The sequence below is a fragment of the Halobacillus sp. AWH4_228 genome, from assembly GCF_056158365.1.
Genome location: NZ_JBSWTE010000001.1, coordinates 2,454,582 through 2,480,576 on the forward strand (window position 1 = coordinate 2,454,582; position 25,995 = coordinate 2,480,576).

Below are 25,995 nucleotides of genomic sequence, written 5' to 3' on the forward strand. Positions count from 1 at the left end.
ACGTGTCAACTCCTTCATAAATATAGTGTAATTTTATATCAAAAGAGTAAAATTACTCTTTGACAGCATAAGAAAAAGCCGCAGGAGGTCTGCGGCTTTTCAACATTCAAATCCATTAAAAAAGCCACAGGAATACAATATGCACCTCCTGCGGCTATCATGATTCATTGTAGGTAAAATAGTCGTTGGTCTCAGAAATTATTCCGAGCGCAGGTCGATGGTATGAAATTATTCAGGAAAACCGTTTTTGTGTTTTTCATGATTTCCGACCTCGCTTTCTGAGAATTTTTTCTTACAATGGAAAGTATATAGGGCTTTTTTCCAATTGTAAACCTTTTTGTGTAAATCATTTGACTTTTCTGAAACGCTTCATACAGATTCAGGATCCTTCTCATCGAAAAAGGCTTCGATTTTCTGGTCCAGTTCGTGCAGACGTTTCAATGCTTCACTTTTATCCATTTCCTTATAATGATGCAGCCCCATCGGCTGTTCATCTTTTTCATCGGCCTTGGCGACCACATGCTGGAGCGGGGTTCTTTTTTCATCCAGTCCAAACGGAAGGTAGCTGTCCGTATGCAGAAGAACAGCGACGGATACATCCTTCGCAGTCAGCCGGTCTTCCCCAAGCCGGATCAGCAGTTTATGAGCCCTCTCTGCTCCTTTGATGGCATGGATGTCATGTCGGCGGTATTCATCATAATCCCATTTCCCATCCCTGTACCATTCATAGTGCCCCATATCATGAAGCAGGGCTGATTTCGCTGCAAGATCTGGATCCACTCCTTTTTCAACCGCCATATCAAACGCATAACCTGCCACGGTGACCGCGTGATGAATGCCTGAGCGTTGAAGATACTTTTGTGTTATTCTGTGCTTAAATACATCTACCAGGGTAACACGAGCCATACGATCACCTCCGTCGATTTCCAATCTCTCCCTAATATGGTTGGCTCTACGGGAGAGAACGTGCATCCTTTTGTTAAAAAAAAGCTTATCATGAGGCTTGCTTTTGAACAAGGCTGAAAAGCTATTCCAATCTAGAGAAAAAGGTGGACAACCCATGAGCGAACGCAATGAAACCGTCCTGATCACAGGTGCGGCAGATGGAATTGGTTTTGGGACAGCAAGATTTTATGCAGAAAAAGGCTTTCAGGTCATCGGGGTGGATAAGGACCGGGAAAAAGGAAAAGAAGCACTCGAAAGCCTTCCCGGAGGAAGAGGCGCTTTTTATTATTGTGATGTCAGTGACCCGGATAGTACAGCGGAGCTTTTTCAACAGTTGAATGAAGACAGCCGTTCCTTTTCGATCCTTATCAATAATGCCGGAGAAAGCACCTTTACATCCATGTTCGAGTTGTCTGTGGAAGATTGGGACCGGATACTGAATACCAACCTCCGCAGCGTATTTCTCTTTTCCAAGCTCGCTGCAGCACTGTGGAAAAAGAATGGGACGAACGGAAGAATCGTAAATATGGCTTCCACGAGAGCTTTGATGAGTGAGCCGGATTCAGAAGCCTATGCAGCCAGCAAAGGCGGCATTACAGCGCTGACTCATGCCATGGCCTCTTCCCTGTCTCCGTGGTCCATCCGGGTCAACTGCATCAGCCCCGGCTGGATCCACACAGGCTCCGAGGAGTTGACAGAAGGTGACCACCTCCAGCATTTATCCAATCGTGCAGGCCGGACGATGGATGTGGCGAAAGCCTGCTTTTACCTGACCGATCCGGAGAACGATTTTGTGAATGGGGAAAACCTTGTGGTCGATGGTGGAATGACACGGAAAATGATATATGAAGAGTAAATGCGTCGATGTTTAGTATAAACAGCACCGGGGTAACGTTATATCAACAAACTAATACGGAGGTGACGACAGTGAATGAGCTGTCATCTTACCAGATTCAGTTGAACCGTCCTTTAAAAACGAATGAAATCATGAAGGTGCACCATACCGTCAAACAGCATGGATGCGACTTATACATCCATCAGAATCAATTGATTGCAGATGCCGGACACCTTCCCAAAATGTTGTCTTTTTTCCTATTCATGAATATAGATGACCCATTCGTGCTGATCATTGACGGCCGCTGTGTAGAAGATGTATACGAGGAGATCACCGCATTTCTTGACGACACCATCGTAAACAGTGTCTGCCGCAGGAAATACAGTTCTTCCATGGTCACGGACGAAACATCCATCCCTGTTTAACAGGCATACTTACCGCTTTACGCAATCATCACTCTTTTATCATACGAAATGAAAAAGAACCCGCTCCTTATAAGGAGCGGGTTCTTTGGCTGTCGAAAAAGCGTGTGTTAACCAGTTAGAGTTTTCCGTTTGTCGTGGGAAGGGTCACTTTCCGCTTGCGTGGAAAAGAAAAAGGAAAAGCACAGCCGCTGATACGGCTGCCTGCCGGAATCTAAAAAAGACTCTCCTCCATCCAGTAAAGTTGAGCTGGGTGAAGGAGAGTCTTTGTCGATGTTAAAGAACTCCCAAGGAGCGGTGCCCCTTCCACTCCTGCGGAAGAACGAGTGGGCCGAGATCGCCGAGCGTGGGTTTTGCGAGGAAGCTCGGGCGCTCGTCCGCGGAAAGGGAAGGGGCTTTCGCTCCTGGCGGCAAGAAAGAAAAAAGCTTGTAAAGAAACAGAGATTTCTCTACAAGCTGTGAACCCGCTCCTTATAAGGAGGCGGGTTCTTCTTGTGCTGCCGGCTTTTTCGTTTTGTTGTAGTTCAGCCTGAACTGAATGAAACCAACGGCAATGATGACAGCAAAAACTAAAAAGACGTTACTGTAAATGGCTGTGTTCCCGTTAAATCCAAGCACATTTATAGGTTGGAAAGGGTCATACAGATCCAATGCTTTTCCGATGACCGCTCCACTTAAAGCTCCTGAGACAAAGTTCAATAGATTAAACACACCCATCCCGACCCCTGTTTCATTTTTATGAAGCAGGTTGGCCAGAATATCGGCAGAAGAAGCCTGAACGAGCGGGAAGCTCATGTATGAAATAATGATAGCGGCACTCAACACATACGGATGGGCACCGACGAGGGTGGACAGAACGGCAAATCCCGTGATCAACAGCGTTAAAGCAAGATAAAGGACAAAGGTATTCCCTTTGGAATCAACAAGGTTTCCGCCCTTCTGTCCCATCAGGGCCGCACTGATCGCACCAGGGAAAAGAATCAGACCGATGGTCATCGTATCCATCTGGTAGGCATCCCTGAACATAATCGGAAGCATAAACATCATTCCGAACAAGCACACAACACCTAAAAAGCTCGTAACGATCGTCGCTGTGTATTTGACATTTTTAAATAGATGAGGCGGGATAAACGGTTCATCAATCATCTTCATCCGCCAAAGGTTCAAGGCAAAAAACAGGGCGGATACGGCAAAAAGCCACGTCACTCCGAGTGTAATCGCCAGAAGAAGGGTAGAGATGAAACCTCCGATCAAACCAGCACCCACGTAATCGATATATCCCTTCTTCGCTTCTTCCTGAGGCAGATTCTTCCTCAGAAACGGCAGGGTTATGATGATCAGCGCTGATGTCAGGAACAAATAGCGCCAGTCAAGAAAGCCAGCGATAAATCCTCCGGCGATCGGACCGATCCCCGACGCAAAAGCCATGACTGAAGATACAATCCCAAGTACTTTTCCGCGTTCATTCGGAAAATACCGGATGGGAGCCAGGAAAACAAGCGCCGGGATCATCGCACCTCCAAGAGCTTGAATAACACGGGCCATGAGGACCATGGCATAATTCTGGGCAAAGAAACCGAACAGAGACCCCACGGCAAAAACCGTTAGTCCGAACGTAATGAGCGTTCTGTACGGATAATAGTCAGCAAGCTTGCCGTAAGTAAGAGCCCCTACAGCATAAACCATAATATATCCAGTCATTACCCAGCTGACTTCTGACGGCATCAGCTGGTACGTTTTAGCGATATCCGGAACGGCAATATTGAACATTGTCCCGTTCATCACAGACATCATCATGACCGCACAAAGAGAGATCAGTAATCCCCTCGGATTGCGGACCGTTTGTTCTTCACTCATGATCTCTCCTCCTTTTATTTCGCATTCCGAAATGAATCATACGTGACATCTATGGATAAAGCAACGGGGTTGCTCACGAAATATGAAATTTATTTTTTCTAATCATTCCGATATAATTGAATTGTCTACCAATTTTATGTAGAGGAGTGACAGGCATGTACGATATTGCAATCATTGGTGCCGGTCCAGCCGGGGCCGGAGCTGGTCTATTTACAGCGAAAGCAGGTAAAAAAACGCTCGTACTCGATCACGGAAAGAGTATAACCGCAAAAGCCTGGGTCGAGAATCATTATGGGGTGGACGCGATCGAAGGTCCGGCCCTTCTTGAAACGGGACATCAGCAGCTGAAAAAATTCGGAGCGGAGTTAAAGTCTGAAGAAGTGACTAATCTTTCCTTTAAGGATGGCGCCTATTATGAAATCACAACTACGGAAGGCAGCTATGAGTCGGAACATCTCCTGTTTGCTACCGGAATGTCCGTGAAGGCGGCTGAACAGCTTGGCGTAAAGACGACCGATGGCACCGAACCACGGGTCGCTAAAATCATTGAAACAGACCAGCATGGGCGTACATCCCTCCCGAAAGCTTGGGCAGCCGGGACAGTTGCTGGAAAAAGTGTACACACCATCATTACAGCCGGCCACGGTGCAGAAACAGCCGTCAATATCATCAGCGAATTGAACGGAAAACGGTATGTCGATCACGATATCCTGAAGAACTGAACAAAACGGAACCCCACAGCCCTGTACCGGCCGTGGGGTTCTTCTATTTATCTTTATGCGGCGGGTTGAACCGGCCGACGCCCAGTTCCCTTCCCTCCTTATAAATCGCCTTGATAAAGCTGATAACCATCAGCAGCATAATAATGGAAAACGGCAGCGCAGCAATGATCATCGTGTTCTGCAGAGCCTGCAGGCCTCCCGTGTATAGAAGAGCAACCGCTGTTGCGGAAAGAAGCACGCCCCACGTCAGTTTGATAGAAGTTCCCGGAGTCTCCGATCCCCCTGTCGTCATCATCCCGAGGACAAATGTCCCGGAATCCGCAGAGGTAATGAAGAAGGTTGCCACAAGCGTCATGGCTGTAATGGAAGCCATCCAGCTGAGCGGGAGATTTTCAAATACTCCGAACAGGGATTCTTCAGCTGTCAGTTCCGATATCATACGAAGACCGCTGTGCTCCATGTCAATCGCTGTCCCCCCGAATGTGGAAAACCACAGGAACCCGATAATCGAGGGTACCACGAGGACCGTAAAGACAAACTCCCGGATGGTCCGGCCTCGGGAAACCCTTGCGATGAACACACCGACGAACGGACTCCAGGCAATCCACCAGGCCCAGTAGAACAATGTCCACGCGTCAATCCAGTCTCTCGTCTCGGCATTTAACGGAGCAATCCGGAAGCTCATCATCGGCAGATTCTGTACATACGTACCAATTGAGTTCGTAAATAAGTTCAAAATAAACATGGTCGGCCCAAGGATGAAGACGAGCAGAAACAGCAGACTCGCCAGTCCCATATTGGCATTACTGAGAATTTTAATTCCTTTTCCAAGTCCTGACCAGGCGGAAATCATGAACAAGACCGTCACGACAGCGATAATGATAAATTGGACAAGAATGCCGGATGGAAGGTCAAACAAGTACGAAAGACCTCCGTTTATCTGAACGGCACCAAACCCAAGGGTGGTTGCAACCCCGATTACAGTAGCGATCACAGCCAGAATATCGATGACCTGGCCGAACGCGCCCTTCGCTGCTTTTTCACCGATCAGCGGCTTCAGTGTCGCACTGATCAGCCCCGGCTGTTCATGACGGAAATTGAAATAAGCGAGCACAAGAGCAACGATGCCATAAATCGCCCACGCATGGATGCCCCAGTGAAAGTACGTAAAGCGCATAGCATCTTTAATGGCCTGCTCAGTTCCTGTCTGCCCTGTCGGTGAACTGACAGCATAATGACTGATCGGCTCCGCTGTTCCCCAGAACACAAGCCCAATTCCCATACCTGCACTGAACAGCATCGCAATCCATGTCGGACGGGAAAATTCAGGCTTATCGTCCTTCTTTCCGAGCTTGATCCTTCCCAAAGGTGTGACTAAAAAAGATAAACAAACGAGAAGAAACAAGGTGACAACAATTAAGTAATACCACCCGAGGGTGTTGGCAATGAGTGTTTTTATGGATGAGGTCGTCTGTTCAAGCGCGTCCGGCCATATGACCCCGAACACGACCAGCACAAGCATAATAGCAGCGGATACTTTGAACACCATGTTGTATTTTTTCAGCAACGGGAATGCTCCTCCCTTGATTTGATGAGTCACGTATAGTATCCAACCGCTTGTTTTTCTTATTCTTTCGAAAGGGAAAGTTGTATTTTTCCCTTCAACCTGTCAGACTAGGGAAGAAGACCGCTCAACAGAAAGTGCAGGTGAACGAAATGATCGAAGTACGGACTTCCACACTGGAAGACGACGAACTGGGACGCGGAATGTTTGCTGTCCGTAATATTCAAAAGGACGAATTGATCCACAGGGCACCGGTTATTCCTTATCCGAACGAAGAACACGAGCATATTGAAAAAACAATGCTTGCCGATTATGCCTTTGAATACGGGGAAAACCATACCGCCTTCGTTCTTGGATACGGGATGATGTTCAATCATTCCTATAAACCGAACGCGAATTATGTCATTAATTTTGATACGCATACGTTTGACTTTTATGCTTATACAGATATCAAAGCGGATGAAGAAATCTTCATTAACTATAATGGTTTCGTCGACGACGACGAACTGCTCTGGTTTGATCAGGAAGATTAAAGTCAAAAGCGCCTGGAGGTGATCTCCAGGCGCTTTTTTTCGTTTATCGAGGCCGGCGTTCTTCCATATCAATGGAGATTTCCAAAGGGTTCCACATGCTTTCATCTCCTTTGTTTTGTAGTTATCTCCAGTATAGAACGCCCCCCTCATTTCCATAACGGCCGGACGAGTGAACTTTTCTCCTCCTTAAGACGGAAAAAAGACGGAGATTCATTCTCCGCCTTTTCCTTAATCAAACCATCCTTTATTTTTGAACCAGAAGAACATGCTTGCAGCAACACCGATCATAATGATCCAGACGATCAGGTAGCTGTATTGGAATCCAAGCTCCGGCATATGTTGAAAGTTCATGCCATACACCCCGACGATGAATGTCAAAGGCATAAAGATGACACTGATGACGGTCAAAATCTGCATTGTCCGGTTCGTCTCATGGGAGTTTAAAGACATATAGCTGTCCCGGATATCCTGCGTCATTTCCCTGTTGGACAAAATCATATCTGCCACTTTGATCAGGTGGTCATGGATATCCGCAAAGTATTCCCTCCGCTCGAACACCCCTTCCAAATGATGAGAGTTCAAAATCCGATACAAAAGATCGCGCATCGGGTGAACCGTCTGCCTTAATGTCAACAGTTCCCCCCTCCTGTCAAACAACTGCTCCAGCAGCTTTTCCATCGACAGGTTTTTCGTATTGTCCTCAATATCATTGATATGATCTTCAATTCCGTAAATGATCGGGAAATAGTTATCGACCACTTTATCCAGAATCTGATGGAAAATATAATATTCATCCACCTGGGTGAAATCGCGCGTCCGTTTTACGATAGTATGCGCTTGATCCAGGGGGGCGTTCTTTTCCTTATGAAAGGTGACGATGGAACATTCCCCGAGAAAGATATCCACTTCCTTCCGTTCCAATGTCGTGCTGTCGACTGAATGGATGACGAGAAATGTGTGATCATCATAATAATCCAGCTTCGGCCGCTGCAATCCATGGAGACAGTCCTCCACGGCGAGCGGATGAAAATGGAAATCTGTTTCCAACCGTTTCACTTCATCTTCGGTCGGGGCTTCAAAATCCACCCAGTACCAATCCCACTGCTGGTTATGCAGGTCATCCACCGATAAACCTTCCTTCAGGCCGTTTTCTTTTGAATAGGCCATAACATGAATCATCTTCTCACCTGCCCTGCTTATGTACGTTTCCTTATTTTAATTCCACACTTCCATTTTTTCAAACAACCCTCTTCAATTATGGTACGATGGAAAAAAGTGTGAACGGAGGGGGATGCGCTTGCAAAAACTGAATAAGGCACTAAAATTGACCAGTCAGCTCGTTACACTACGAAGTATTGAAGAAGAAGATATACCCATTCTTTATCCTTTAATTTATGGAAAAAACGCGGAATGGAAAAAATGGGATGCTCCTTATTATCCTCTGGAGCCTCATACAATGGACAGCTATCGAAGTCATGAGTACGCCAGAAAGCGCAGGCTCGCCCCCGATGAACCCGATTCAAGATTGATCATCGAAGTGAACGGAGTCATCATCGGCACCGTTTCCTATTACTGGGAGCACAAGCCTTCGCTGTGGCTCGAGGTCGGCATCGGGATATACGACCCTGTCTACTGGAACGGCGGCTATGGGTCAGAAGCGCTCAAGCTTTGGATCGGGCATTTATTCGAGAACCTCCCACTGGCCCGGATAGGGCTTACGACGTGGTCGCGGAATGAACGAATGATGCGTGTCGGGGAGAAGCTGGGGATGAAAATTGAAGGAAGGATGCGGAAAGTCCGTATCTATCAGGGTGACTATTATGACTCTATCCGCATGGGGGTTCTTCGGGAAGAGTGGCAGCACCAAACATGAATCGATGGAAACTGATCAGTGCCGTTCTTCTTTTCACAACACTCCTCTCTTCCTATCTGGCATTTGATTTCAGCCGGGCGGATGATGTGGATGAATTTTCAGTGGCCGCCTCTGAATCCATCATTAAAGAACTCCCCTTTATGTTGGAAGATGTAGCGATCAGCTATGAATCCTACCACAACCAGGACTCTGGAGAGGCTGGAGCCCAAATGAAGACGGCCCTTTTGACCAAAAGTCTGCAGCGGTTGACGGGAAACCAACGCCTCTTAAATACGGCCGAGCGTTCAGCCCTGCTTGAAAAGGGATGGTTCAACGAGTACAATAACGCCCTGTTCACTCTGAACGGAATCATCACCCACCATTCCTTCGAACAGGAGACAGATGCAGACAATAAAGCATTGGCGTCTTCCTTACGAACGCTGAAGGAAGAAATCAAAACGTTGGTAAACGACCCTTCTTTTTCCATACAAAACTCATCGCAGCTCGACAAGCTGACCACAACCATCCAGCAGTTTAATGAAAACTACTAAAACGCCGCTCCCTTTAAAGGTCTGAACATGAATACACTCTTAAGCTCTCCTTATGGAGAGCTTTTTTTGTCTGTTCTGTGACTATTTCATGACAAGAATCGCACAATCATCTCGTAATTTTCTTCCTTATCCAATTCTATTTGAAGGGGTTGTCCTTTTTTTATATCCTGATAGATGCAGCTTTTTTCTCCATCCTCAAAATCTATCTATGCATATTGATCCAGTTGGATCGTTCATTCGTAATCTTTATGCCGACTAAAAACCAAACCATCCCAATGTTAAAGGAGCCGGACACATGAGCCATCATCCCCTTCCAGCAGATAAGCAGTCAAAAAAGAAAAAAAGAGCGACCCTCTACCAGACGATATGGAAATGGCACTTTTACGCAGGTATCCTTTTCGCCCCATTTCTTCTGATACTGGCCGTTACAGGAGCTGTTTACCTGTTCAAACCCCAGATTGAAGCTGTTCTTTACAGTGAGTATCATGAGGTAACAGAAACAGGCCAAAAGGTACCCGCATCCGAACAGGTGCAGGCAGCGGAAGCTGAATATCCAGAAGGAACTACTACTGCATTCCGCCCAGGAGAATCTCCCATCCGCTCCAGTGAAGTCAACCTACAGACTGAAGGGGATGGACTTACGGTATTCGTTGATCCCTACTCAGGCGAAACCATGGGAACTTTAAAAGATGAAGACCGCATTATGGATAAAATAGAAGAAATTCACGGAGAGCTGATGGCTGGCACAACGGGCGACAGAATTGTTGAATTAGCCGCGAGCTGGGGTGTTGTGTTAATCGTGACAGGCATATACTTATGGTTTCCCCGGAAAAGGAAAGGCCCCTGGGGTATATGGATTCCGCGTTTCAATAAAGGGAAGAATATTTTCCGGCGGGATCTGCACACGGTTCCTGCCTTCTGGATTTCTGCCGGCATGCTTTTCTTAATAATGACCGGTCTTCCTTGGTCCGGGCTTTGGGGCACCAACTTCCAAAACATGGCCACAAATACTGGGGAAGGCTATCCCCCTTCCGTCTGGACAGGCAGCGCTCCGACCTCGAATATGGAAACAAAGGATATTGCGGAAGTGCCATGGGCCGCAGAAACCCTGGATGTTCCCGTTTCTGCTGTCCAGGGGCTGACGCCTGTTTCCATAAATGATGTGGTTCAAAAAGCGGAACGGCTGGATATTCACCCGACGTATAGTGTTTACTACCCAAGCACCCCGGAAGGCGTGTACACCTTATCCGCTTTTCCACCACGTGCTCAAGATGAAGCAACGGTTCACATCGATCAATATTCCAATGCCGTTCTTGCCAACTATCAGTTTGAAGATTATGGCTGGATCGGAAAGACCGTCGCTCTGGGGATCACCCTTCACAAAGGAACTCAGTTCGGCATAGTCAACCAGCTTCTAAGCCTCTTCATCTGCCTTGGAATTATTCTCGTAGTTGTCAGCGGCGTTTACCTATGGTTGAAAAAGAAGCCCAGTCACAGCATGGGTGCGCCAAGAGAGAGAAAAGAAAGAAGCGTGAAGCCATTCTTCACCTTACTGCTTCTTCTCGGCTTATTCTTTCCACTGGCGGGGTTGTCCCTGCTGGCCGCCCTTCTCATTGATCAGCTGATCATTAGACGAGTGGGAACCTTAAGGAGGTTTTTCCATGAAGCTTAATGGAATATCCATCATCATTGGAGCTTTGCTGTTATTGTCGGGATGTCAGTTGAAGGAAGATGCTGCATCCATGTATAAGGTTACACACCCCCTCCAAGCGGAAATTTCCATACCTCAAGATTTAGTTAAAGGTGGATCAGCTGTTACAACTGTCACCCTCACTCAAGACGGACAGCCGGTAACAGACCCTGATTTCGTACATATCGAATGGACAAATCGGGATGGAACGTCATCTGGAATGAACGCCATGAGCCATCATAAAGAGGGATCATGGCGTTCAGAAAAAAGCTTGGAAACCGAAGGCCTGTACTTTGTAAAGGTTCATGCCTCCAATGAAGGCTCAACCATTTCACCGATGACCCAGGTTGTAGTAGGTGAACTGACTCCTGAAGACATTCAGTATCTTCAAGATCAGGCCCCTGCCGACATGACAACCCATGAAGGACACCATTAAAAAAGGAAGGCTGGTAAACAGCCTTCCTTTTCAGCTTGTAGAGAAACTTTTTTTCTAGTGACTCCAAAGGAACGATCACCAATACTTGGTCATGAATAGGATTTTCCCCACGCAAGCGGCCGTAACGCAGCTTGTCCTGTTCATTTGAAACGACGAAGGAGCGATGCTCAACGTTCTCTTTTATCATAGGGTATAGCTGCATCGGCACGAGGAGCGTTCGGTGGTGACGCCTGCGGGAACAGCGCGAGCCGAAGATCCACTTGGTCAAGAGGGTTTTCTTGACCAAGTTAGCTGAGGCCGTGCCCGCGGCAGGCATCCACCGATAAGCGGAACGTGCCTTCTCAACAGGACATACGGACCACTCTAACTGGATAGGACGAACTTTTTCTACAGACTGAAAGGAAGGCTGGTAAAACAGCCTTCCTTTGGTTATCATTTTTTGTCCTTCCATTCCTGGATGAGCAGATCCAGCTTTTCTTCTATGAGGTCCAGCCTATCCTTCTTTTTTCTCGATGTAATGAAAAAAGAAACCACACCAACGACAGCAGCGGCGAGAATCAGAAAAAACAAGCCCTGGACAAGCAGGTCTCCTACGAGAATACTCCCTGCCCCGAGTAACCCTGTTTCACTCATTATATCTTCTCCCTTACTTCAAATAACGATCTTTCAACAGCTGCTCCAGGTTATCGATATCTTCCTGAATCTCCTGTCCTACATTCGTTTCCATCACCTTTTTCCGTTCCAGTTCCTTGTCTACGAGGCGTTTCACGGATAATACATCGGTTCCGTCACGAAGAACCTCTTCCTTCGAGTTGAAGTGCTGGTGGGCGACGAGCTGCATCCCGTAAGAATTGTAAAGGAGCGTATAACCGGCGATTCCGGTTTTAGGCTGATAGGCTTTTGAAAAACCACCGTCGATGACGACCATTTTCCCGTTGGCCTTGATCGGATTTTCCCCTTCAATCTCCTTTACAGGTGTATGACCGTTAATAATATGACCCTGGTCTGGGTTCATATCAAACTCCTTTAGAATTTTCCTGCAGATCTCTTCATCCTCACGAAGGTAATAATAAGGATTTTTCTTCTCTTTATGAGTCGCCTTGTCACTGATGAAATAACGTTCAAACGTAGTCATGGCCCGTTTCCCGAACAAGGAGGAATGTTCTCCCGTCCATAAATACCACACCATGTCAGTGGCGAGGTCATCGATGGTATTCGGATTTGCGAAGGCCTGACGCAGGAATTTTTCAAATTGATCAAGAAGTTCCCTTCCCGCGTATGTCTGGTTTTCAATCTTCATCTCTTCCATATTTCCATCTTCATCGATAGGTATACACCCGTGGATAAGCAGGTTGCCATTATATTTCAAATAAAGACTGCCTTTTTTCATTAAGAATTTCATATGTCTCGCCAGCTTCTCAGAATGCTGGACAGAAAACAACAGTTTGTCGATGACTTCCTGCTCTTCTGGCAGCAGCCTGGACGGGTCTTCCGGATCAATGGTCGCAAAGCAGGTATTTTCCAACGGATACGTGGTTCCCTGCAGCGTAATCTCCTGCCGCTCATAGTCGACTTTTTCCAGTAGAAGGCGTTCATCCATATTAAAATATGGGCGCCGTTTAATGATTGGACTCTCGAGTTTGAACTGGATCATGGCTATGGCCTGATGGATTTTTGAAATTTGGACAATTTCATCCTCCGACGGCTGGTAACCGGATTGGATTTTCGGCCGGAAAGGCACGTTATCATCATAGTACTTTTCGGCAAGGGTCATCAGCGGACGCAGATTGATGCCGTACATATCTTCAATAATATCGAGGTTATTATAGCGCGCACAAATACGGATGATGTTAGCCAGACATACCTGTGAGCCGGCATATGCGCCGATCCAGAGAACGTCATGGTTCCCCCACTGGATATCAAGGGAATGGTAGTCCATCAACGTTTCCATGATCTTATCCGGCTCCGGGCCACGGTCATAGATATCCCCGACAACATGCAGATGATCGACGACGAGCCGCTGTGTTGTATACGAAAGCCCGATAAGCAGCTGATCAGCCTGATCGAGGGAGATCAGCTGCTGGACGATTTTGTTATAGTAGGATTCCTTATTTGCAAAGTCCTCGGTTTTGTACAGCAGTTCTTCCACAATATAAACAAAAGGCTCTGGAAGGGCTTTGCGGAGCTTGGAGCGGGTGTACTTGGAAGAGGCATAAGAAATCAGCTTGATCATCCGCTCAATCATGACCTCATACCACAGCTCAAGATCCTCCCTGCGGTCGAAGGAATTTTTAATCCGCTGCATTTTTTCTTCAGGATAATAAATCAGCGTAGCGAATTCGTTCAATTCCTGTTCAGATAGAATGCCTTTGTACAAGTCACTGATTTTTTCACGGACTTTGCCTGACCCATTGCGGAGTACGTGCTGAAAGGCCTGGTATTCGCCGTGCAGATCACTGACGAAGTGCTCCGTTCCTTTGGGAAGATTCTGGACAGCTTTCAGATTGATCAGTTCGGTAATCACTTTTTCTTCACTATCGTATTCCTTGGCAAGCAGTTCTAAGTATTTATCCTTTAACACGATGGCTCCTCCTCTCCCGCCGGTTTGGCAGGTTCGAAATCTTTTATAAAAAGTATAGCAGGTTTTCATATGAACCGCGCGCTGAGATTTTCGAAACGATCCGGGGCCCTACCCGATATAATAAATATAAAGAAAGGTTCCGACCCATAAGGCAGCGGCTCCCTGCATAGCCGCATAAAGACCGGTTTCAAACAAGGACAGCTTTCTTTCCTTTTTCGTTTTTCTCAACTGCAGGATGGAAAGCAGACTGCATAGAAGCAGGACAGCGATGGAAAACTCGTACAAGCTCTCTATTGTATTCATTCCTTTACCCTCCTCGTTCCTTACAGTCGAAGCCGGATTCGTACTCCGGAAGCCTGCAGAAGCGCACTCCGATTGTCTTTCCTAAATGAGTCCTTATCAAACGTTCATGAACTATGGAATAAAAAGGAAAAACTGCCGAATCAGCTTTCATGACCTCTAAAGGATATATGTAAGGCTGCACCCTGCTTCTATTGTTTCAAAAAAACTCTTGGCTGGCAATTCCATCCACCCCTTTGCTATAGAAAAAAGAGACCCGTTCAAGGGCCTCATTGCATGTTTGCTGCTCAACTTCCAATATACACACTGTCACATGACCCAGGAGCCGGCTCATAATAACAGTGCTTCTTGTATTGTCCTGCAAAGGGCTGGCCGTACCATGTGTCTGGACATGGGGCGTAGGGGTTGAAATACCAGAGGGAATATTTAGCCGGATGCTGCCGCCAGTAATCCAGATTCTTTTTTGCCAGTCTTTTTTCTGTAGAACGTGCCCGGTTATAAAACATGTTGCCTTTTTGAACAGCTTCAAACGAATAGTTCCCGCCTTGAACCTGATAAATGACGTCATTGATATTCCGCACATTTCTAAAATCCAGACAATCTGCCTTGGCCCTGTTCACAATGACATTCCCTACATACAACATCCCCTGTTTTCCTTCTCCTACCGCTTCCGCCCTCATCATACGGGCCATCAAGTCAACGTCGGAATTATTATATTGAATTCTCGGCATATCCTCACCTCGACTATTAGTGTATGAAAAAAGCCGCCGGTGATGAATAAACGATGCGGATCACCGAAAGAGGATTTCTCCATAGGATGTGCGAAGCAGTGCCGTGTTCTCCTGGTCCTTCCTGTCAGGATTCGTTTTGATGAATCATGGTTTTGAAAGAAGCGGCTATGTCCCCAAGGGCTTCTTGGGCACAATCCACCGCGCCCGCCATATTGATAAAACTGTGAACGAGATCTTCGAAATGGAGCCTTGATGCCTGGACACCGGACTCCTGCAGCTGTCTGTGATAGGCAGCGGCCTCCTCCCGCAGGGGATCGAAATGGGCTGTAACAAGCAGTGTTTCAGGCAGCCCGCGTTTATTCTTCAGGCGAAGGGGAGAAACTTCTTCTTTTTCTCCCTCTTCCTCCATATGTAAGTAATGATTGAAAAACCATTTCATCTTTCCCGTTGTCAAGTTATAGCGGAAGTCTTCCTGATAGCTGAACGTCGAAAAATCGTAATTAAGGACCGGCGTAATTAACAGCTGCCCTTCAATAGAAACCTCGTGATTATCCCTGAAATATCCAGAAGCGGCTGCGGCCAGATTACCACCGGAGCTTTCTCCCCCTAAATAGACCGGAGCGTCCGGCCATTGCTGCCGGGCCCATAAAACGGAGGCACGTGCATCATCATATGCTGCCGGGAACTTGTGCTCCGGTGCAAGCCTGTATCCGACAGAAACGATGGTGACCTCTGAATGGGAGGAGAGATAACGGCAGACCGAATCAGCGCTGTCAATATCCCCGAACACCCATCCCCCGCCATGGAAATAGACAAGTACAGGGAGTTCTTCTTTACCTGAAGGCGTATAGATGCGGACAGGAATCTCATGCCCATCGGCAGACAAAACCCTGTCCTCCCTTGTATTCACACCCTGGGCAGGGAGGTCAGGGAAATACGTACGCGCGACTTTGTAGTACTCGCGCGACTGTCGGGCTGTCAACAGATCTAAAGGTGGATGCTGGAGTTGTTGCATTTTCCGGCCGATTTTATGTAATAATTCAAGCACCTGTTCATCTACTTGATGCGTCTTTTCCATATACACCCTCCTTTTCTTCTGAAATCCGGAAGGCAACTTGGATCCCCTGGCTTTTACGGACATGTTCAACCGCCTGCTTCTCTCCTGCTATAAGCGCTGCCCGCTTATGTGGGAGTTGAATCCGGTGAAGAACCTTTCCTCCCAGACCCTTCATAATGGGAATAATGATACGGTTGCGGATATCCGGTTCTCCTATGATCCGTTCTGTACGATAGGTAAAAAACAAAAACTGAATCATGGACTGCAGCAGCTGCCGTCCTGCCTGCTTGTTCAAAAATTTCTCCGGACCTACAAGTACATGCATGCCGAGGTCCCCCGCCTCGTGGTCATAATAGTGGTGAACAGGATCCTTTCCCGCCCAGTAAGCAATAAGATATCCCGCCGGCTCCCCATTCCAGTCTACAAGATAACAGTCTTTGTGATCTGCAGTGATGGATGCCCGCACCCACTCTTTAAACGATTCCATCGGAAGATTGAGCTTCCAGAAAGGGGCAATGTGCCTCTGATGCATCCATTCAAACAGCGTATCGGTATCCTTTTCACTCAAGGGCCGGAACGTAAAGGTTTCTGTTTTTTCCTGTTCGGTAATTTTTATGTCCGTGATGGTCAACATGTTCAACCCCTTATTGAAAATGATTATCATTATCGCAAATTATAGAGTTTTCTGCACAGGCTGTCAATGACATAAAAAAACTCCCCTTATGAAAGGGGAGTTCTGTGTTCCTTATCCAAAATACGTAGTAAGCGGTGGTACGACCTGTTTCTTACGGGAAACAACGCCGCTCAAGACCGCCTGGTTTCCATCAAGGGACGTTTCAAAAGCTTCGGCGACAGCTGCTGTTTCACTACCGACAGCAACGACAGTGGAGTTACTTTCAAGAATGTCTGTAACGACAAGCACGAATAAATCCAGTCCTTTTTCAGCCACATTTATATCCATTGCTGCTTCGAGTTCTGCTTTACGGGAAAGGACATCATTCGTATCGACGGTATTCACCTGGGCGATCTCAACTTTCCTGCCCCCCATATCGAATTCCTTGGCATCAAGGGAAATCAATTCTTCCGCTGTTTTATCACTGATATCCGCGCCGGCCTTCAACATGTTCAAGCCGTACTCTTCTGTATCGACACCGGCGGTTTCAGCAAGCTCTTCCGCTGCACGACGGTCTTCTTCCGTGCATGTCGGAGATTTAAATAGAAGGGAATCAGAGATGATAGCTGAAAGCATCAGCCCTGCCATCGGCTTGGAAACCTCCTGTCCTTTCTCCTTATAAAGCTTAAGAAGAATTGTTGCTGTACAACCGACCGGTTCTGCACGGTAGTAAAGCGGGCCTTTCGTTTCGAAATTGGCAATACGGTGGTGGTCAATGACTTCAAGAACCGTAACGTCGTCAATGTCTGCTGCACTCTGCTGCCGCTCGTTGTGATCGACAAGGATCACCTGTTCCACCTCATCAGATACACGCTCGACAAGACGCGGCGCTTCTACGTTAAACTGATCCAGTGCGTATTGTGTTTCCCCGTTCACTTCACCAAGGCGGACAGGTTCCACGTCCTCGCCAAGAGCCTTTTTCAGATCTGCATACACAAGTGCAGACGTAATCGTATCGGTATCCGGGTTTTTATGACCGAAAATAAATGTCTTACTCATTTAAAATCATCCTTTCTATGTAAGTTTGCTTGTCCGATACGATTATAAAATAGATTAACGCCCGCGTCCATTACGGCCTCCATTTTTTGACGGGCCACACTCCTTCAAGACGGAGAGCATTCCATACCCAAGAAGCACCTGCACCATCATACCTGCATAAGGGTCGGCATGAAGAACCTCTGGAAAGATCATGAACCCTGGAAATAAAAAAGGTACATAAAGAAACAGAAAACAGGGTATGACATAGAAGGTAAGCAGAGTAAAGGCCGGCTTTGATAAATGAAAGGAAGAGAAATTCACCGGAAGGGCAAGGATCATCCCCACGGGAATATAGGCGGTCTGCATCATAAGCAGATACCTGTAAATGTGCCCCTCGGATGCCGTTTCCTGAAGCCACGGCTGCATGCCGCTGAGCAGGAACAGGTATAAAAAACAGAAAAAAACCTTCCATAAATGGATGAATTTTATCATGACAGGCCATCCCCTTTCCCTTTAAGTTTATGATTCCCATCTTATTTTCTTGCTTTACACAAGTTTCAGAATATTTTTTTGGGGAATTTCCTAAAAGGGTTTGAGATTACTCTACACTTTATGTTAGAATTCCTTACATAAAGAAAAAAGAGCTACATATCCAAAGTGAAATGGATACAAAACTTACAAATTATAAAGAGAGAGGGTAAATCAATGGGATACACGAAAGAACAGATCATTCATGAAGTAAAGGAAAACAATATTGAATTTCTTATCTTGGAATTCACGGACATGCTTGGGGATACGAAAAACGTAGAACTTCCAGTTGAAGAGCTTGAAATGGTTCTTGAGAATGAAGCAATGTTTGACAGCTCCTCCATTTCCGGATTCTCGGATATTCAGGAAAGTGACATGTATCTCTATCCTGATCTCGACACCTTCCTGCTTCTTCCTTCCCTTGTGGACGAAGATCGCAGTGCACGTTTCATCTGTGACATCTACAAGCCGGACGGAACGCCATTTGAAGGCGATCCACGCTTCATTCTTAAACGTGCGATGCAGGAAGCGGAAGACATGGGCTATACCGTTAACGTTGGTCCTGAACCGGAATTCTTCCTATTCAAACTGGACAACGCCGGCTACCCAATCCGCGAAATGAACGACCGCGGCGGATACTTCGATGCTTCTCCTAAAGATAAAGGAGATAAAGTGCGCCGTGACATCGTGCGTACCCTTAAGAAATACGGATTCGAAATGGAAGCGTCCCACCACGAAGTAGCTATGGGACAACACGAAATCAACTTCCGTTTTGACAGCATGGTGAAAACAGCCGATAACATTCAAACATTCAAAAACGTGGTCAAAGATATCGCCACCAACCATGACTATCATGCAACCTTCATGCCGAAGCCGATTTCCGGTGAAAACGGTTCTGGAATGCACTGTCACCTATCCTTGTTCCAAAACGGAGACAGCGCCTTCTTTGATGAGGATGCTTCTGACGGCATTTCCAAAACAATGAAGCAGTTCATTGCGGGTATTCTTCACCACGCAAGCGGAATCGCTGCGATTACGAACCCGAACGTAAACTCTTACAAGCGTCTTGTACCAGGTTATGAAGCGCCGGTGAGTGTGGCATGGTCCCACTCCAACCGCAGCTGTATGGTCCGAGTACCAACAACCCGTGGAAAAGGAACACGCTTCGAAGTCCGGAACCCGGACCCGACTGCCAACCCTTACTTGACGCTTGCTGTCCTGATCCAGGCGGGTCTTGACGGAATCAAGAAAGAAATGGACGCCGGTGAAGCAGAAAGCCGTAACCTGTATGAAGTCGAGGACGATAGTGTTCCAACACTTCCAACAAACTTGAAAGAAGCGCTTGGCGCCCTTGGGAAAGACGAGCTTCTTCTATCAGCCCTTGGTGATCACACATCCGGTGCCTATATTGAAGAAAAGCGCAAAGAATGGACAGAGTATTCCCTGCAGGTCAGTAAATGGGAAATCGAAAAGTATATGAATAAATAAGAACGACAAAAAGCATCTCCTATCGGGAGATGCTTTCTTATATGGTATCAACAAACGCCCCCTGTTCTCAGGGGGCGTTTGTTGATACCGATGTCTTTATTCTTTGACAGCGTTGGGACCATGCAGCATACGATTCGTCCGATGAGTTCCGTACTGATCCTTCAACTCCAGACGTCTCCGTTCACGCTTCAATTTATAGTAGCTTTTCAACCGGCTCGCTTCCATCTCTCCGCTTTGAATGGCCGCTTTGACCGCACACCCCGGCTCCTCTTCGTGACGGCAGTCCCGAAACCTGCACCCGGCGCTTAAAGCTTCAATATCAGAAAACGTATAATCAAGATTCCCTTCACCGTTTCCCCAGAGCTGAAGCTCCCTCATTCCCGGCGTATCGATCATATAAGAGCCGTCAGGCAGGCGGAACAACTCTCGATGTGTCGTCGTATGACGCCCGCGATCATCTTCTTCCCTGACGGCCTGTGTCTCCTGTACTTCTTGTTCAAGCAGAGCGTTCATTAACGTGGATTTCCCTACCCCCGAAGAACCGATCAAAGAAACGGTCAATCCAGGTGTTAATTCTTGTTTCAATGGCTCCAGCCCTTCTCCAAGAAGGCTGTTCACAGGATACACAGGGACTCCCGGGGCTGCTTGTTCAACCTGAAGCAGCTGTTTATGAAGCGACGCAGATACATCCTTTTTCGTACAAACGATAACTGGACGTGCCCCACTCTCATACACCTGCTCTATATACCGTTCCACTCTTCTCGGATTCATTTCCTGAGTCAAAGCTGTGACGATAAAGACAACGTCCACATTGGCCGCTATCACCTGCTCTTTGTGGGTCTGTCCAGGAGCACTCCGGGATAAGACCGTATTCCTGTTTAATACACGCTGGATTTTCACACGCCTGCTTTGATCACAGGGCTTAATGACAACCCAGTCCCCTACAGCAGGAAAACCGCTGTCTTCAACCGTATGATAGTGGAAGCGTCCGGATACTTCACCGAAGCGCTCCGTTTCATCGTCGGCCACTGTGTAAATGCCGTGGGTGGATGTCGTCACCCTGCCGGCCTTTTCTCCATCCTGCAGCTGTTCTTTAAAGTATGTTGTAAAATCCTTCCGTTTCATTCCATTCCTCCTGAATATGTGGAGGACGCTACGAGTGGTGTCCTCCTCTGTTTTGTTGGATGCTATTTGTTATGAATCGTCTGTTATTTGACATAAACACCACTCCTTGCTTCATTATTATCCTTAGTCTACCATACGAGGAAGGCCAGAATCTCCCTTTTTCCTTAATTATCCACGGGAAACCGCCCGCTTCGCTGAGACTGCCGCAAAAGTAATGGTCAATGTACTGACGATGGTAATGGCGATGACCCCCTGCATCATATCCCAGAAGACCCACCCATCAATCAGAACTGTCCGCATACTCTCAAAAATATAGGTGGTCGGGTTGATGACCGCAGCAATTTTGAGCCACTGCGCGTCAATGAGCTCATAGGGGACGAACGTAGTGCTTAAAAATATAAGAGGAAAAAAGATAAACGTTCCGGCCTGAGCAGCCTGCGCGTTCCCTGTCCGTAAAGCAACACCGGCGGAGTACCCGGCAAAGGCAAGTCCCCATCCGATGGCGATCAGAAGGACAAACAGGACGCCTCCCACGCCTGTCCGGACTTCAAGACCCAGCAAAAAAGCTATCCCGATGATAAGCAGCGTCTGCACAAAAAGCTGGAGCATCCCCGCAATGATCGGACCAAGGACAATCGAAAGACGCGAGGCAGGCGTCAGCAGCAGCCGGGAAAAGAACCCGTTTTCAATATCCTTCACAATACTCTGCCCCGCCCCACCGGCTCCACCAATGGCTGCCGAAACGATGGATACAGGCAGAATGAAAGCTAAGTAGTTGGCTCCCTCAAACGTTGGAAGCTGAGATATCCCGCTCAGCCCTCCTTCATAGACCAATAGAAAAAAAGCGGAAATCATCAGATTGGGAATAAAAGAAAACGGATTTCTTAAGGTCGTTTTCACGTTTCTTCTTGTCATCAGCCACGTATCTCTCCACACATTACTGCTCATAGCTTTTCTTCCCCTCTCCTGTAATCTTCAGGAAAATATCATCCAGGGTCGGAGAGGATAATTGGATATCCTCGACTTCAATATTTTCCCGATCGAGAATACGTGTCACTTCCAACAGTTGTTTCGTCCCTTCCTCAACGTAAATCAAAATCTTTTCCTGTTTTCTAATAACATCCGCATCGATCAGACCGGATTTCAACAAGTGGAGCGTCCTGTCTTCATCTCCTCCATCCACAGGAGTGAGGGCGATAAGGTCACTCCCTATTCGAGCCTTAAGCTCTCTGGGTGTTCCAGAAGCCACGATTTCTCCATCGTTAATGATGCTGATCCGGTCAGCCAGACTGTCGGCTTCCTCCAAATACTGGGTGGTTAAAAAAATGGTCGTTCCCTTGTCTTTATTCAACCGCCTCAACTCCTCCCACACGGCGATACGGTTGGAGGGATCCAACCCTGTTGTCGGCTCATCCAGAAAAAGGATGGCAGGTTCATGTACAAGGGTAAGCGCCAGATCGAGACGCCGGCGCATGCCTCCGGAATACCGTCCGATTCTTCGCTCAGCAGCTTCCGTCAGCTGCACAATATCCAGAAGCTCTTCTGCGCGAATACGCCCCTCCCTTTTACCGAACCCGAAAATCCATGCCTGCAGCTCAAGCATTTCCCGGCCGGTCAGATCCGGATCGACCCCTGTTTCCTGAAGGGCCGCACCTATATGGCGCCTCACCTTTTCCGGTTCCTTGATTACGTCAAAGCCTGCAACAAAAGCCGATCCAGACGTTGCATTCATCAAGGTAGTCAAAATCTGCACAATCGTTGATTTCCCAGCTCCGTTTGGACCGAGAAAGGCGAAGAACTCTCCGTCTTCCACGTTAAAAGAAACATCCTTGACAGCTTGAACCCCGCCTTTTTTAAATGTTTTAGATAAATGATCAACGACAATCTTTCCATTCATCCTTCCAACACCCTCTCTATGTAAAAAAATGTTGTACGAACAAGTTTAAATAAGCAGCAGCACGGGAATACCTATCCATACCTCAAACAACAGAAAAGCGTCAAAACTAGACGTTTTTCACTGTTGAAGCCATTACACTCAGATGATAAACTTTTATAAAATTCAGAAAACAATCAGGAGGTACAAATAATTATGGAAGCTTTATACCTTTATCCATGGGCAGCACCGCTGCTTGTCGGACTAGCCATTCTTTCCCTCATCGGGACCTACTTCAGTTTTAAACAGGAAAAGTATCTACTAATGATGAGCATGGGGATCATCCAGACAATGATCAGCACCTACCTTGTCACTGGTGCCGCTCCCGTCCTGTTCGGTGTCGGACTTACCCAGATATACTTAGGAGTCGTCAATGTAAAAAGGGTGAAAGCTGTAAGACATGAGTAATCATCGTCTTATAGAGCTTTCACCCTTTTTTCGATATACGCGCATAAATCTCCGACGGTCCCAAAAACAGCAAACGGGTTTTCCGGAAGAACATGCGGTGTATAGATGAGTTTCCAATGGACCAGCAGCGATTGAAAGGTATGCAGAAAAAGCAGGCGGTTATCATGATAAATTTCCTGCAGACTGCCCTGGGTGGACATGTATTCAAATGCTGGCTGCTGAAGTTCCGTGACATCCAGATGAATATAATAAAGCACACTCTGATAGACCGCTACGGGGAGCCTTTTATCCGGGATCAGTTCTATTGTTTCCTTCCTTTTTTTAAAAGAATGGAAGCTGTAAAGTTCCGCCACTTTTACCACCTCGTCTTTTTCCTATACCTTAAGATTCTGCACCCCTCTAACGGATTCCTTCTATTCCTGTAAGAATAAAAACAGCCATATCATTACCATTCTCCTGTCGATTTTGTTACCTTAAAGGAAGAAAATGAAAAAGATCCATGTGCAGCACTTTTGAGGAGGCAGGAAAATGAACCAGACGATAGAGACTTTGTTGAACCACCGCTCCATCCGTAAATTCAAAGATGAAAAGTTGACAGACGAACAACTGAACACCATTATTGAAGCAGCCCAGCAGGCTTCCACATCCAGTTACATGATGGCTTACAGCATCATCGGTGTGACGGATGAGGAGAAGAAATCCCAGCTGGCCGAAATTTCGGGCCAGGGTTATGTAAAAAACAACGGACACCTGTTGGTTTTTTGTGCGGACTTATACCGCCATACATTGTACGCCACACCATCTGAGTATGAGCAGATGCTGTCCAACCTGGAAAACAGCGAACATTTTCTCGTGTCCGCCATCGATGCAGCGCTTGCGTCCCAGAATGCCGCCATTGCCGCTGAAGCGATGGGACTGGGCATCTGCTATATTGGAAGCCTTCGGAATCAACTGGATAAAGTTGATGAAATCCTTGACCTGCCTAAGCATGTCCTGCCTTTATTCGGCATGGTCATCGGCGTCCCGGATCACGAGCCCGATCTTAAACCACGCCTGCCAAAACAGGCTGTTTACTTTGAAAACAGCTACAAGCGGGACCACAAAGAGGAGCTTGCTGCTTTTGACAAGGAAATTGCTTCTTATTACGAGGCCCGTCAGACGAACAACCGAAGCGACTCATGGACGGACCAGATGCGGCGTCGTTTCTCAAAACCGATGCGTATGGATGTGACCGGTATCGTGAAGAGAAAAGGATTCAATAAACAGTAAGGAGAGATCCTCATGTCCTATGAAGCAGCAGCCCGCCGGATAAAACGCGCAGAGCGGATCGTCGTTCTCACCGGGGCGGGTGTATCAACGGCAAGCGGAATACCTGATTTCCGCTCCAGTGAAGGATTGTGGACAGAAGATCATGCGCGGGAATACTACATGTCCAGCGATTATTTCCAAAGGCATCCGGATGACTTCTGGAAAAAGTACAAAGCCATTTTCCGTTTAAAGCTTCTACAGGAGTATCGTCCAAACGACGTCCATCAATTCATTCACGAGCTTGAATCGGAGCGACGTAATGTGTCTGTCATTACCCAGAATGTCGACGGTCTTCACCAGCTCGCTGGCAGCTCATCTGTTCTCGAGTATCACGGAACGTTGAACCAATCGTTCTGCCAGGACTGCGGACGCTCTTATTCGTTGGAAAGTGTGATGGAGAGGATGGTTCCTGTGTGCAGGGAGTGTGGGACGACGCTGAAACCCGGCGTCATGCTGTTCGGGGACCTGATTACAGCTCATGACGAAGCCGAGCGGATCATCAGGGAGGCTGACCTGCTTCTCGTTATGGGAACTTCCCTGCAGGTTACGCCATTCAGTCTTCTTCCTTATTTCGCACGGGAACACGGCAGAGCGGCGTCGATCCTGATCAATAATGAACCTACAGACAAGGACAATTGGTTTGATATCGTTCTCCATGAGGATCTTTCCTGTGCCGTCCAACAGCTTCAAGAGCTTCTTTAAAATAGGGACCTGAGAATCGGTGGATGTCTGCTGCAGCCGTCACCACCAATAAGCTGTTCGTAAATACAGCACATTCACACAACAAACAGGCTTTCCTTAAAGCCTATCCAAAGATCCTGACGAGCATAACGTAGAAAAGAAAACGACCAGTTTGCGCTGGTCGTTTTTTTTATGAAGATAGGAGCACGGCTGTCTTGGTGGACCAGAGTTCGATACAAGGCCCGGCAAGGAGGACAGACAGGATCGTCCCCATCCCCACCGGTCCGCCGACCCCAGCGGAATGGGAAGAGCTGTACGCTTCGTTTCTATTCCGGGATCACTTTGTCGCTGCGGTTTCCAATGACTCTCCTCTTGCTGATCTGGAGACCGTATCCCTGGAGGAATGCTTGAAGGAGCATCAGATTCTTCCTGCTGAAAACCAGCGGTTCACAAGCCGCTTCCAGTCCCTTGCTGAAGAAATGGGAGGCTCTTACGAAAGCACGGCGGTGCATGAACATGCCCACTCCGGTTTTGTTTCCCAGGGCATGGGAATCGCTTATTTTCCTGAATGGATGGCAAAACATATGGAATACAGAGGCATTACTTTTCTCCCCATTGAAGGACGACCCCTCTTCAGAGACATGTATCTTGCGGCAGCCTCTCCTTCTGCCTTTCAACGACTCAGGCATGTGTTTGGTACAGGTTCAGTATAAAACCAGTTCGAACCGTTCCGAAAATGCTCATTTAACATGGGGTTATAACTTTTAGACATAAAAAAAGACGCCGGGAAACGGCGT

29 protein-coding genes are annotated in these 25,995 nt (G+C 47.2%); 13 read left to right on the forward strand and 16 right to left on the reverse strand.

The genetic code is table 11. The annotated features are described in order from the left end of the window. Positions 1–369: 369 nt before the first annotated feature. Entirely contained in the window at positions 370–906 is a 537-nt protein-coding gene (locus ACXADP_RS12505; protein ID WP_474968308.1) for an HD domain-containing protein, read from the reverse strand. A gap of 154 nt (positions 907–1,060) precedes the next feature. Here ACXADP_RS12505 and ACXADP_RS12510 point away from each other — a divergent pair, with 154 nt between their 5' ends. Together ACXADP_RS12510 and ACXADP_RS12515 are read left to right on the forward strand one after the other, a co-directional pair. Beyond that, complete coding sequence (locus tag ACXADP_RS12510) at positions 1,061–1,801, forward strand: SDR family NAD(P)-dependent oxidoreductase (protein ID WP_474968307.1); 741 nt, start codon at positions 1,061–1,063, stop codon at positions 1,799–1,801. 71 nt (positions 1,802–1,872) lie between these two features. Continuing rightward, positions 1,873–2,205: a hypothetical protein gene (locus ACXADP_RS12515; protein WP_474968306.1), complete on the forward strand. Its 333-nt coding sequence runs from the start codon at positions 1,873–1,875 to the stop codon at positions 2,203–2,205. 468 nt (positions 2,206–2,673) lie between these two features. Here ACXADP_RS12515 and ACXADP_RS12520 read toward each other — a convergent pair whose 3' ends face one another. Then, positions 2,674–4,059: an MFS transporter gene (locus tag ACXADP_RS12520; protein WP_474968305.1), complete on the reverse strand. Its 1,386-nt coding sequence runs from the start codon at positions 4,057–4,059 to the stop codon at positions 2,674–2,676. Positions 4,060–4,214: 155 nt separating this feature from the next. Between ACXADP_RS12520 and ACXADP_RS12525 the strand changes: the two genes are divergently transcribed. Beyond that, positions 4,215–4,781, forward strand: a complete 567-nt coding sequence (locus ACXADP_RS12525; RefSeq protein WP_474968304.1) for an FAD-dependent oxidoreductase — start codon at positions 4,215–4,217, stop codon at positions 4,779–4,781. Between the two features lie 43 nt (positions 4,782–4,824). On the opposite strand, the gene ACXADP_RS12530 is transcribed toward ACXADP_RS12525, so the two are convergent. Continuing rightward, positions 4,825–6,345: a glycine betaine uptake BCCT transporter gene (locus tag ACXADP_RS12530; protein ID WP_474972314.1), complete on the reverse strand. Its 1,521-nt coding sequence runs from the start codon at positions 6,343–6,345 to the stop codon at positions 4,825–4,827. 152 nt (positions 6,346–6,497) lie between these two features. Between ACXADP_RS12530 and ACXADP_RS12535 the strand changes: the two genes are divergently transcribed. Further along, positions 6,498–6,878: an SET domain-containing protein gene (locus ACXADP_RS12535; RefSeq protein WP_474970376.1), complete on the forward strand. Its 381-nt coding sequence runs from the start codon at positions 6,498–6,500 to the stop codon at positions 6,876–6,878. A 228-nt stretch (positions 6,879–7,106) separates the two neighbouring features. On the opposite strand, the gene corA is transcribed toward ACXADP_RS12535, so the two are convergent. After that, the gene (gene corA / locus ACXADP_RS12540) at positions 7,107–8,057 is read right to left on the reverse strand and encodes a magnesium/cobalt transporter CorA (protein ID WP_474968303.1); all 951 of its coding nucleotides are present in this window, start codon (positions 8,055–8,057) and stop codon (positions 7,107–7,109) included. Between the two features lie 127 nt (positions 8,058–8,184). Between corA and ACXADP_RS12545 the strand changes: the two genes are divergently transcribed. From ACXADP_RS12545 to ACXADP_RS12560, 4 genes are all read left to right on the forward strand, one after another. Then, a complete protein-coding gene (locus ACXADP_RS12545) occupies positions 8,185–8,751 on the forward strand; it encodes a GNAT family N-acetyltransferase (protein WP_474970375.1) in 567 nt (188 codons plus the stop codon). Then, positions 8,748–9,281 carry a hypothetical protein gene (locus ACXADP_RS12550; protein ID WP_474971571.1) on the forward strand — a complete coding sequence of 178 codons (534 nt, stop codon included), beginning with the start codon at positions 8,748–8,750 and terminating at the stop codon, positions 9,279–9,281. Before ACXADP_RS12545 ends, ACXADP_RS12550 begins: the two co-directional genes overlap by 4 nt. A gap of 295 nt (positions 9,282–9,576) precedes the next feature. Beyond that, a complete protein-coding gene (locus tag ACXADP_RS12555) occupies positions 9,577–10,953 on the forward strand; it encodes a PepSY-associated TM helix domain-containing protein (RefSeq protein WP_474968301.1) in 1,377 nt (458 codons plus the stop codon). Beyond that, the gene (locus ACXADP_RS12560) at positions 10,943–11,407 is read left to right on the forward strand and encodes a FixH family protein (RefSeq protein ID WP_474971572.1); all 465 of its coding nucleotides are present in this window, start codon (positions 10,943–10,945) and stop codon (positions 11,405–11,407) included. Before ACXADP_RS12555 ends, ACXADP_RS12560 begins: the two co-directional genes overlap by 11 nt. Positions 11,408–11,839: 432 nt before the next feature. On the opposite strand, the gene ACXADP_RS12565 is transcribed toward ACXADP_RS12560, so the two are convergent. The 8 genes from ACXADP_RS12565 to ACXADP_RS12600 form a co-directional block, all read right to left on the reverse strand. Continuing rightward, a complete protein-coding gene (locus ACXADP_RS12565; protein WP_474971573.1) occupies positions 11,840–12,040 on the reverse strand; it encodes a hypothetical protein in 201 nt (66 codons plus the stop codon). A 13-nt stretch (positions 12,041–12,053) separates the two neighbouring features. Beyond that, entirely contained in the window at positions 12,054–13,988 is a 1,935-nt protein-coding gene (locus ACXADP_RS12570) for a fructose-1,6-bisphosphatase (protein WP_474971574.1), read from the reverse strand. 108 nt (positions 13,989–14,096) lie between these two features. Then, positions 14,097–14,291, reverse strand: a complete 195-nt coding sequence (locus tag ACXADP_RS12575) for a hypothetical protein (protein WP_474968297.1) — start codon at positions 14,289–14,291, stop codon at positions 14,097–14,099. Between the two features lie 284 nt (positions 14,292–14,575). Beyond that, complete coding sequence (locus tag ACXADP_RS12580) at positions 14,576–15,019, reverse strand: cell wall hydrolase (RefSeq protein WP_474968296.1); 444 nt, start codon at positions 15,017–15,019, stop codon at positions 14,576–14,578. Between the two features lie 124 nt (positions 15,020–15,143). Beyond that, a complete protein-coding gene (locus tag ACXADP_RS12585; RefSeq protein WP_474971575.1) occupies positions 15,144–16,097 on the reverse strand; it encodes an alpha/beta hydrolase in 954 nt (317 codons plus the stop codon). After that, positions 16,072–16,710, reverse strand: a complete 639-nt coding sequence (locus ACXADP_RS12590; RefSeq protein ID WP_474971576.1) for a GNAT family N-acetyltransferase — start codon at positions 16,708–16,710, stop codon at positions 16,072–16,074. The genes ACXADP_RS12585 and ACXADP_RS12590 overlap by 26 nt, the downstream gene beginning before the upstream one ends. A 111-nt stretch (positions 16,711–16,821) precedes the next feature. Next, positions 16,822–17,748, reverse strand: a complete 927-nt coding sequence (locus ACXADP_RS12595) for a manganese-dependent inorganic pyrophosphatase (RefSeq protein ID WP_474968293.1) — start codon at positions 17,746–17,748, stop codon at positions 16,822–16,824. 54 nt (positions 17,749–17,802) lie between these two features. Then, positions 17,803–18,219, reverse strand: coding sequence for a hypothetical protein (locus ACXADP_RS12600; protein WP_474971577.1), 417 nt, complete (start codon positions 18,217–18,219; stop codon positions 17,803–17,805). A gap of 213 nt (positions 18,220–18,432) precedes the next feature. Between ACXADP_RS12600 and glnA the strand changes: the two genes are divergently transcribed. Beyond that, positions 18,433–19,743, forward strand: coding sequence for a type I glutamate--ammonia ligase (gene glnA / locus ACXADP_RS12605; protein ID WP_474968291.1), 1,311 nt, complete (start codon positions 18,433–18,435; stop codon positions 19,741–19,743). 96 nt (positions 19,744–19,839) lie between these two features. Here glnA and rsgA read toward each other — a convergent pair whose 3' ends face one another. The 3 genes from rsgA to ACXADP_RS12620 form a co-directional block, all read right to left on the reverse strand. Continuing rightward, complete coding sequence (rsgA, locus tag ACXADP_RS12610) at positions 19,840–20,868, reverse strand: ribosome small subunit-dependent GTPase A (RefSeq protein ID WP_474968289.1); 1,029 nt, start codon at positions 20,866–20,868, stop codon at positions 19,840–19,842. Between the two features lie 168 nt (positions 20,869–21,036). Beyond that, complete coding sequence (locus ACXADP_RS12615; RefSeq protein WP_474968288.1) at positions 21,037–21,816, reverse strand: ABC transporter permease; 780 nt, start codon at positions 21,814–21,816, stop codon at positions 21,037–21,039. Next, on the reverse strand, positions 21,806–22,765 hold the full coding sequence (locus ACXADP_RS12620; protein ID WP_474971578.1) for an ATP-binding cassette domain-containing protein: 960 nt from the start codon (positions 22,763–22,765) through the stop codon (positions 21,806–21,808). The genes ACXADP_RS12615 and ACXADP_RS12620 overlap by 11 nt, the downstream gene beginning before the upstream one ends. A 192-nt stretch (positions 22,766–22,957) precedes the next feature. Here ACXADP_RS12620 and ACXADP_RS12625 point away from each other — a divergent pair, with 192 nt between their 5' ends. After that, a complete protein-coding gene (locus ACXADP_RS12625) occupies positions 22,958–23,209 on the forward strand; it encodes a hypothetical protein (RefSeq protein ID WP_474968286.1) in 252 nt (83 codons plus the stop codon). An 8-nt stretch (positions 23,210–23,217) separates the two neighbouring features. Here ACXADP_RS12625 and ACXADP_RS12630 read toward each other — a convergent pair whose 3' ends face one another. Then, on the reverse strand, positions 23,218–23,562 hold the full coding sequence (locus ACXADP_RS12630; RefSeq protein WP_474968285.1) for a hypothetical protein: 345 nt from the start codon (positions 23,560–23,562) through the stop codon (positions 23,218–23,220). 175 nt (positions 23,563–23,737) lie between these two features. Here ACXADP_RS12630 and nfsA point away from each other — a divergent pair, with 175 nt between their 5' ends. The 3 genes from nfsA (at position 23,738) to ACXADP_RS12645 (ending at position 25,911) form a co-directional block, all read left to right on the forward strand. Next, on the forward strand, positions 23,738–24,478 hold the full coding sequence (gene nfsA / locus ACXADP_RS12635; protein WP_474968284.1) for an oxygen-insensitive NADPH nitroreductase: 741 nt from the start codon (positions 23,738–23,740) through the stop codon (positions 24,476–24,478). A 12-nt stretch (positions 24,479–24,490) separates the two neighbouring features. Then, complete coding sequence (locus ACXADP_RS12640) at positions 24,491–25,219, forward strand: NAD-dependent protein deacylase (protein WP_474968283.1); 729 nt, start codon at positions 24,491–24,493, stop codon at positions 25,217–25,219. Positions 25,220–25,416: 197 nt separating this feature from the next. Further along, positions 25,417–25,911 (forward strand): LysR family transcriptional regulator substrate-binding protein, encoded by a 495-nt coding sequence (locus ACXADP_RS12645; RefSeq protein ID WP_474972315.1) that lies wholly within the window; start codon positions 25,417–25,419, stop codon positions 25,909–25,911. Positions 25,912–25,995: the final 84 nt, after the last annotated feature.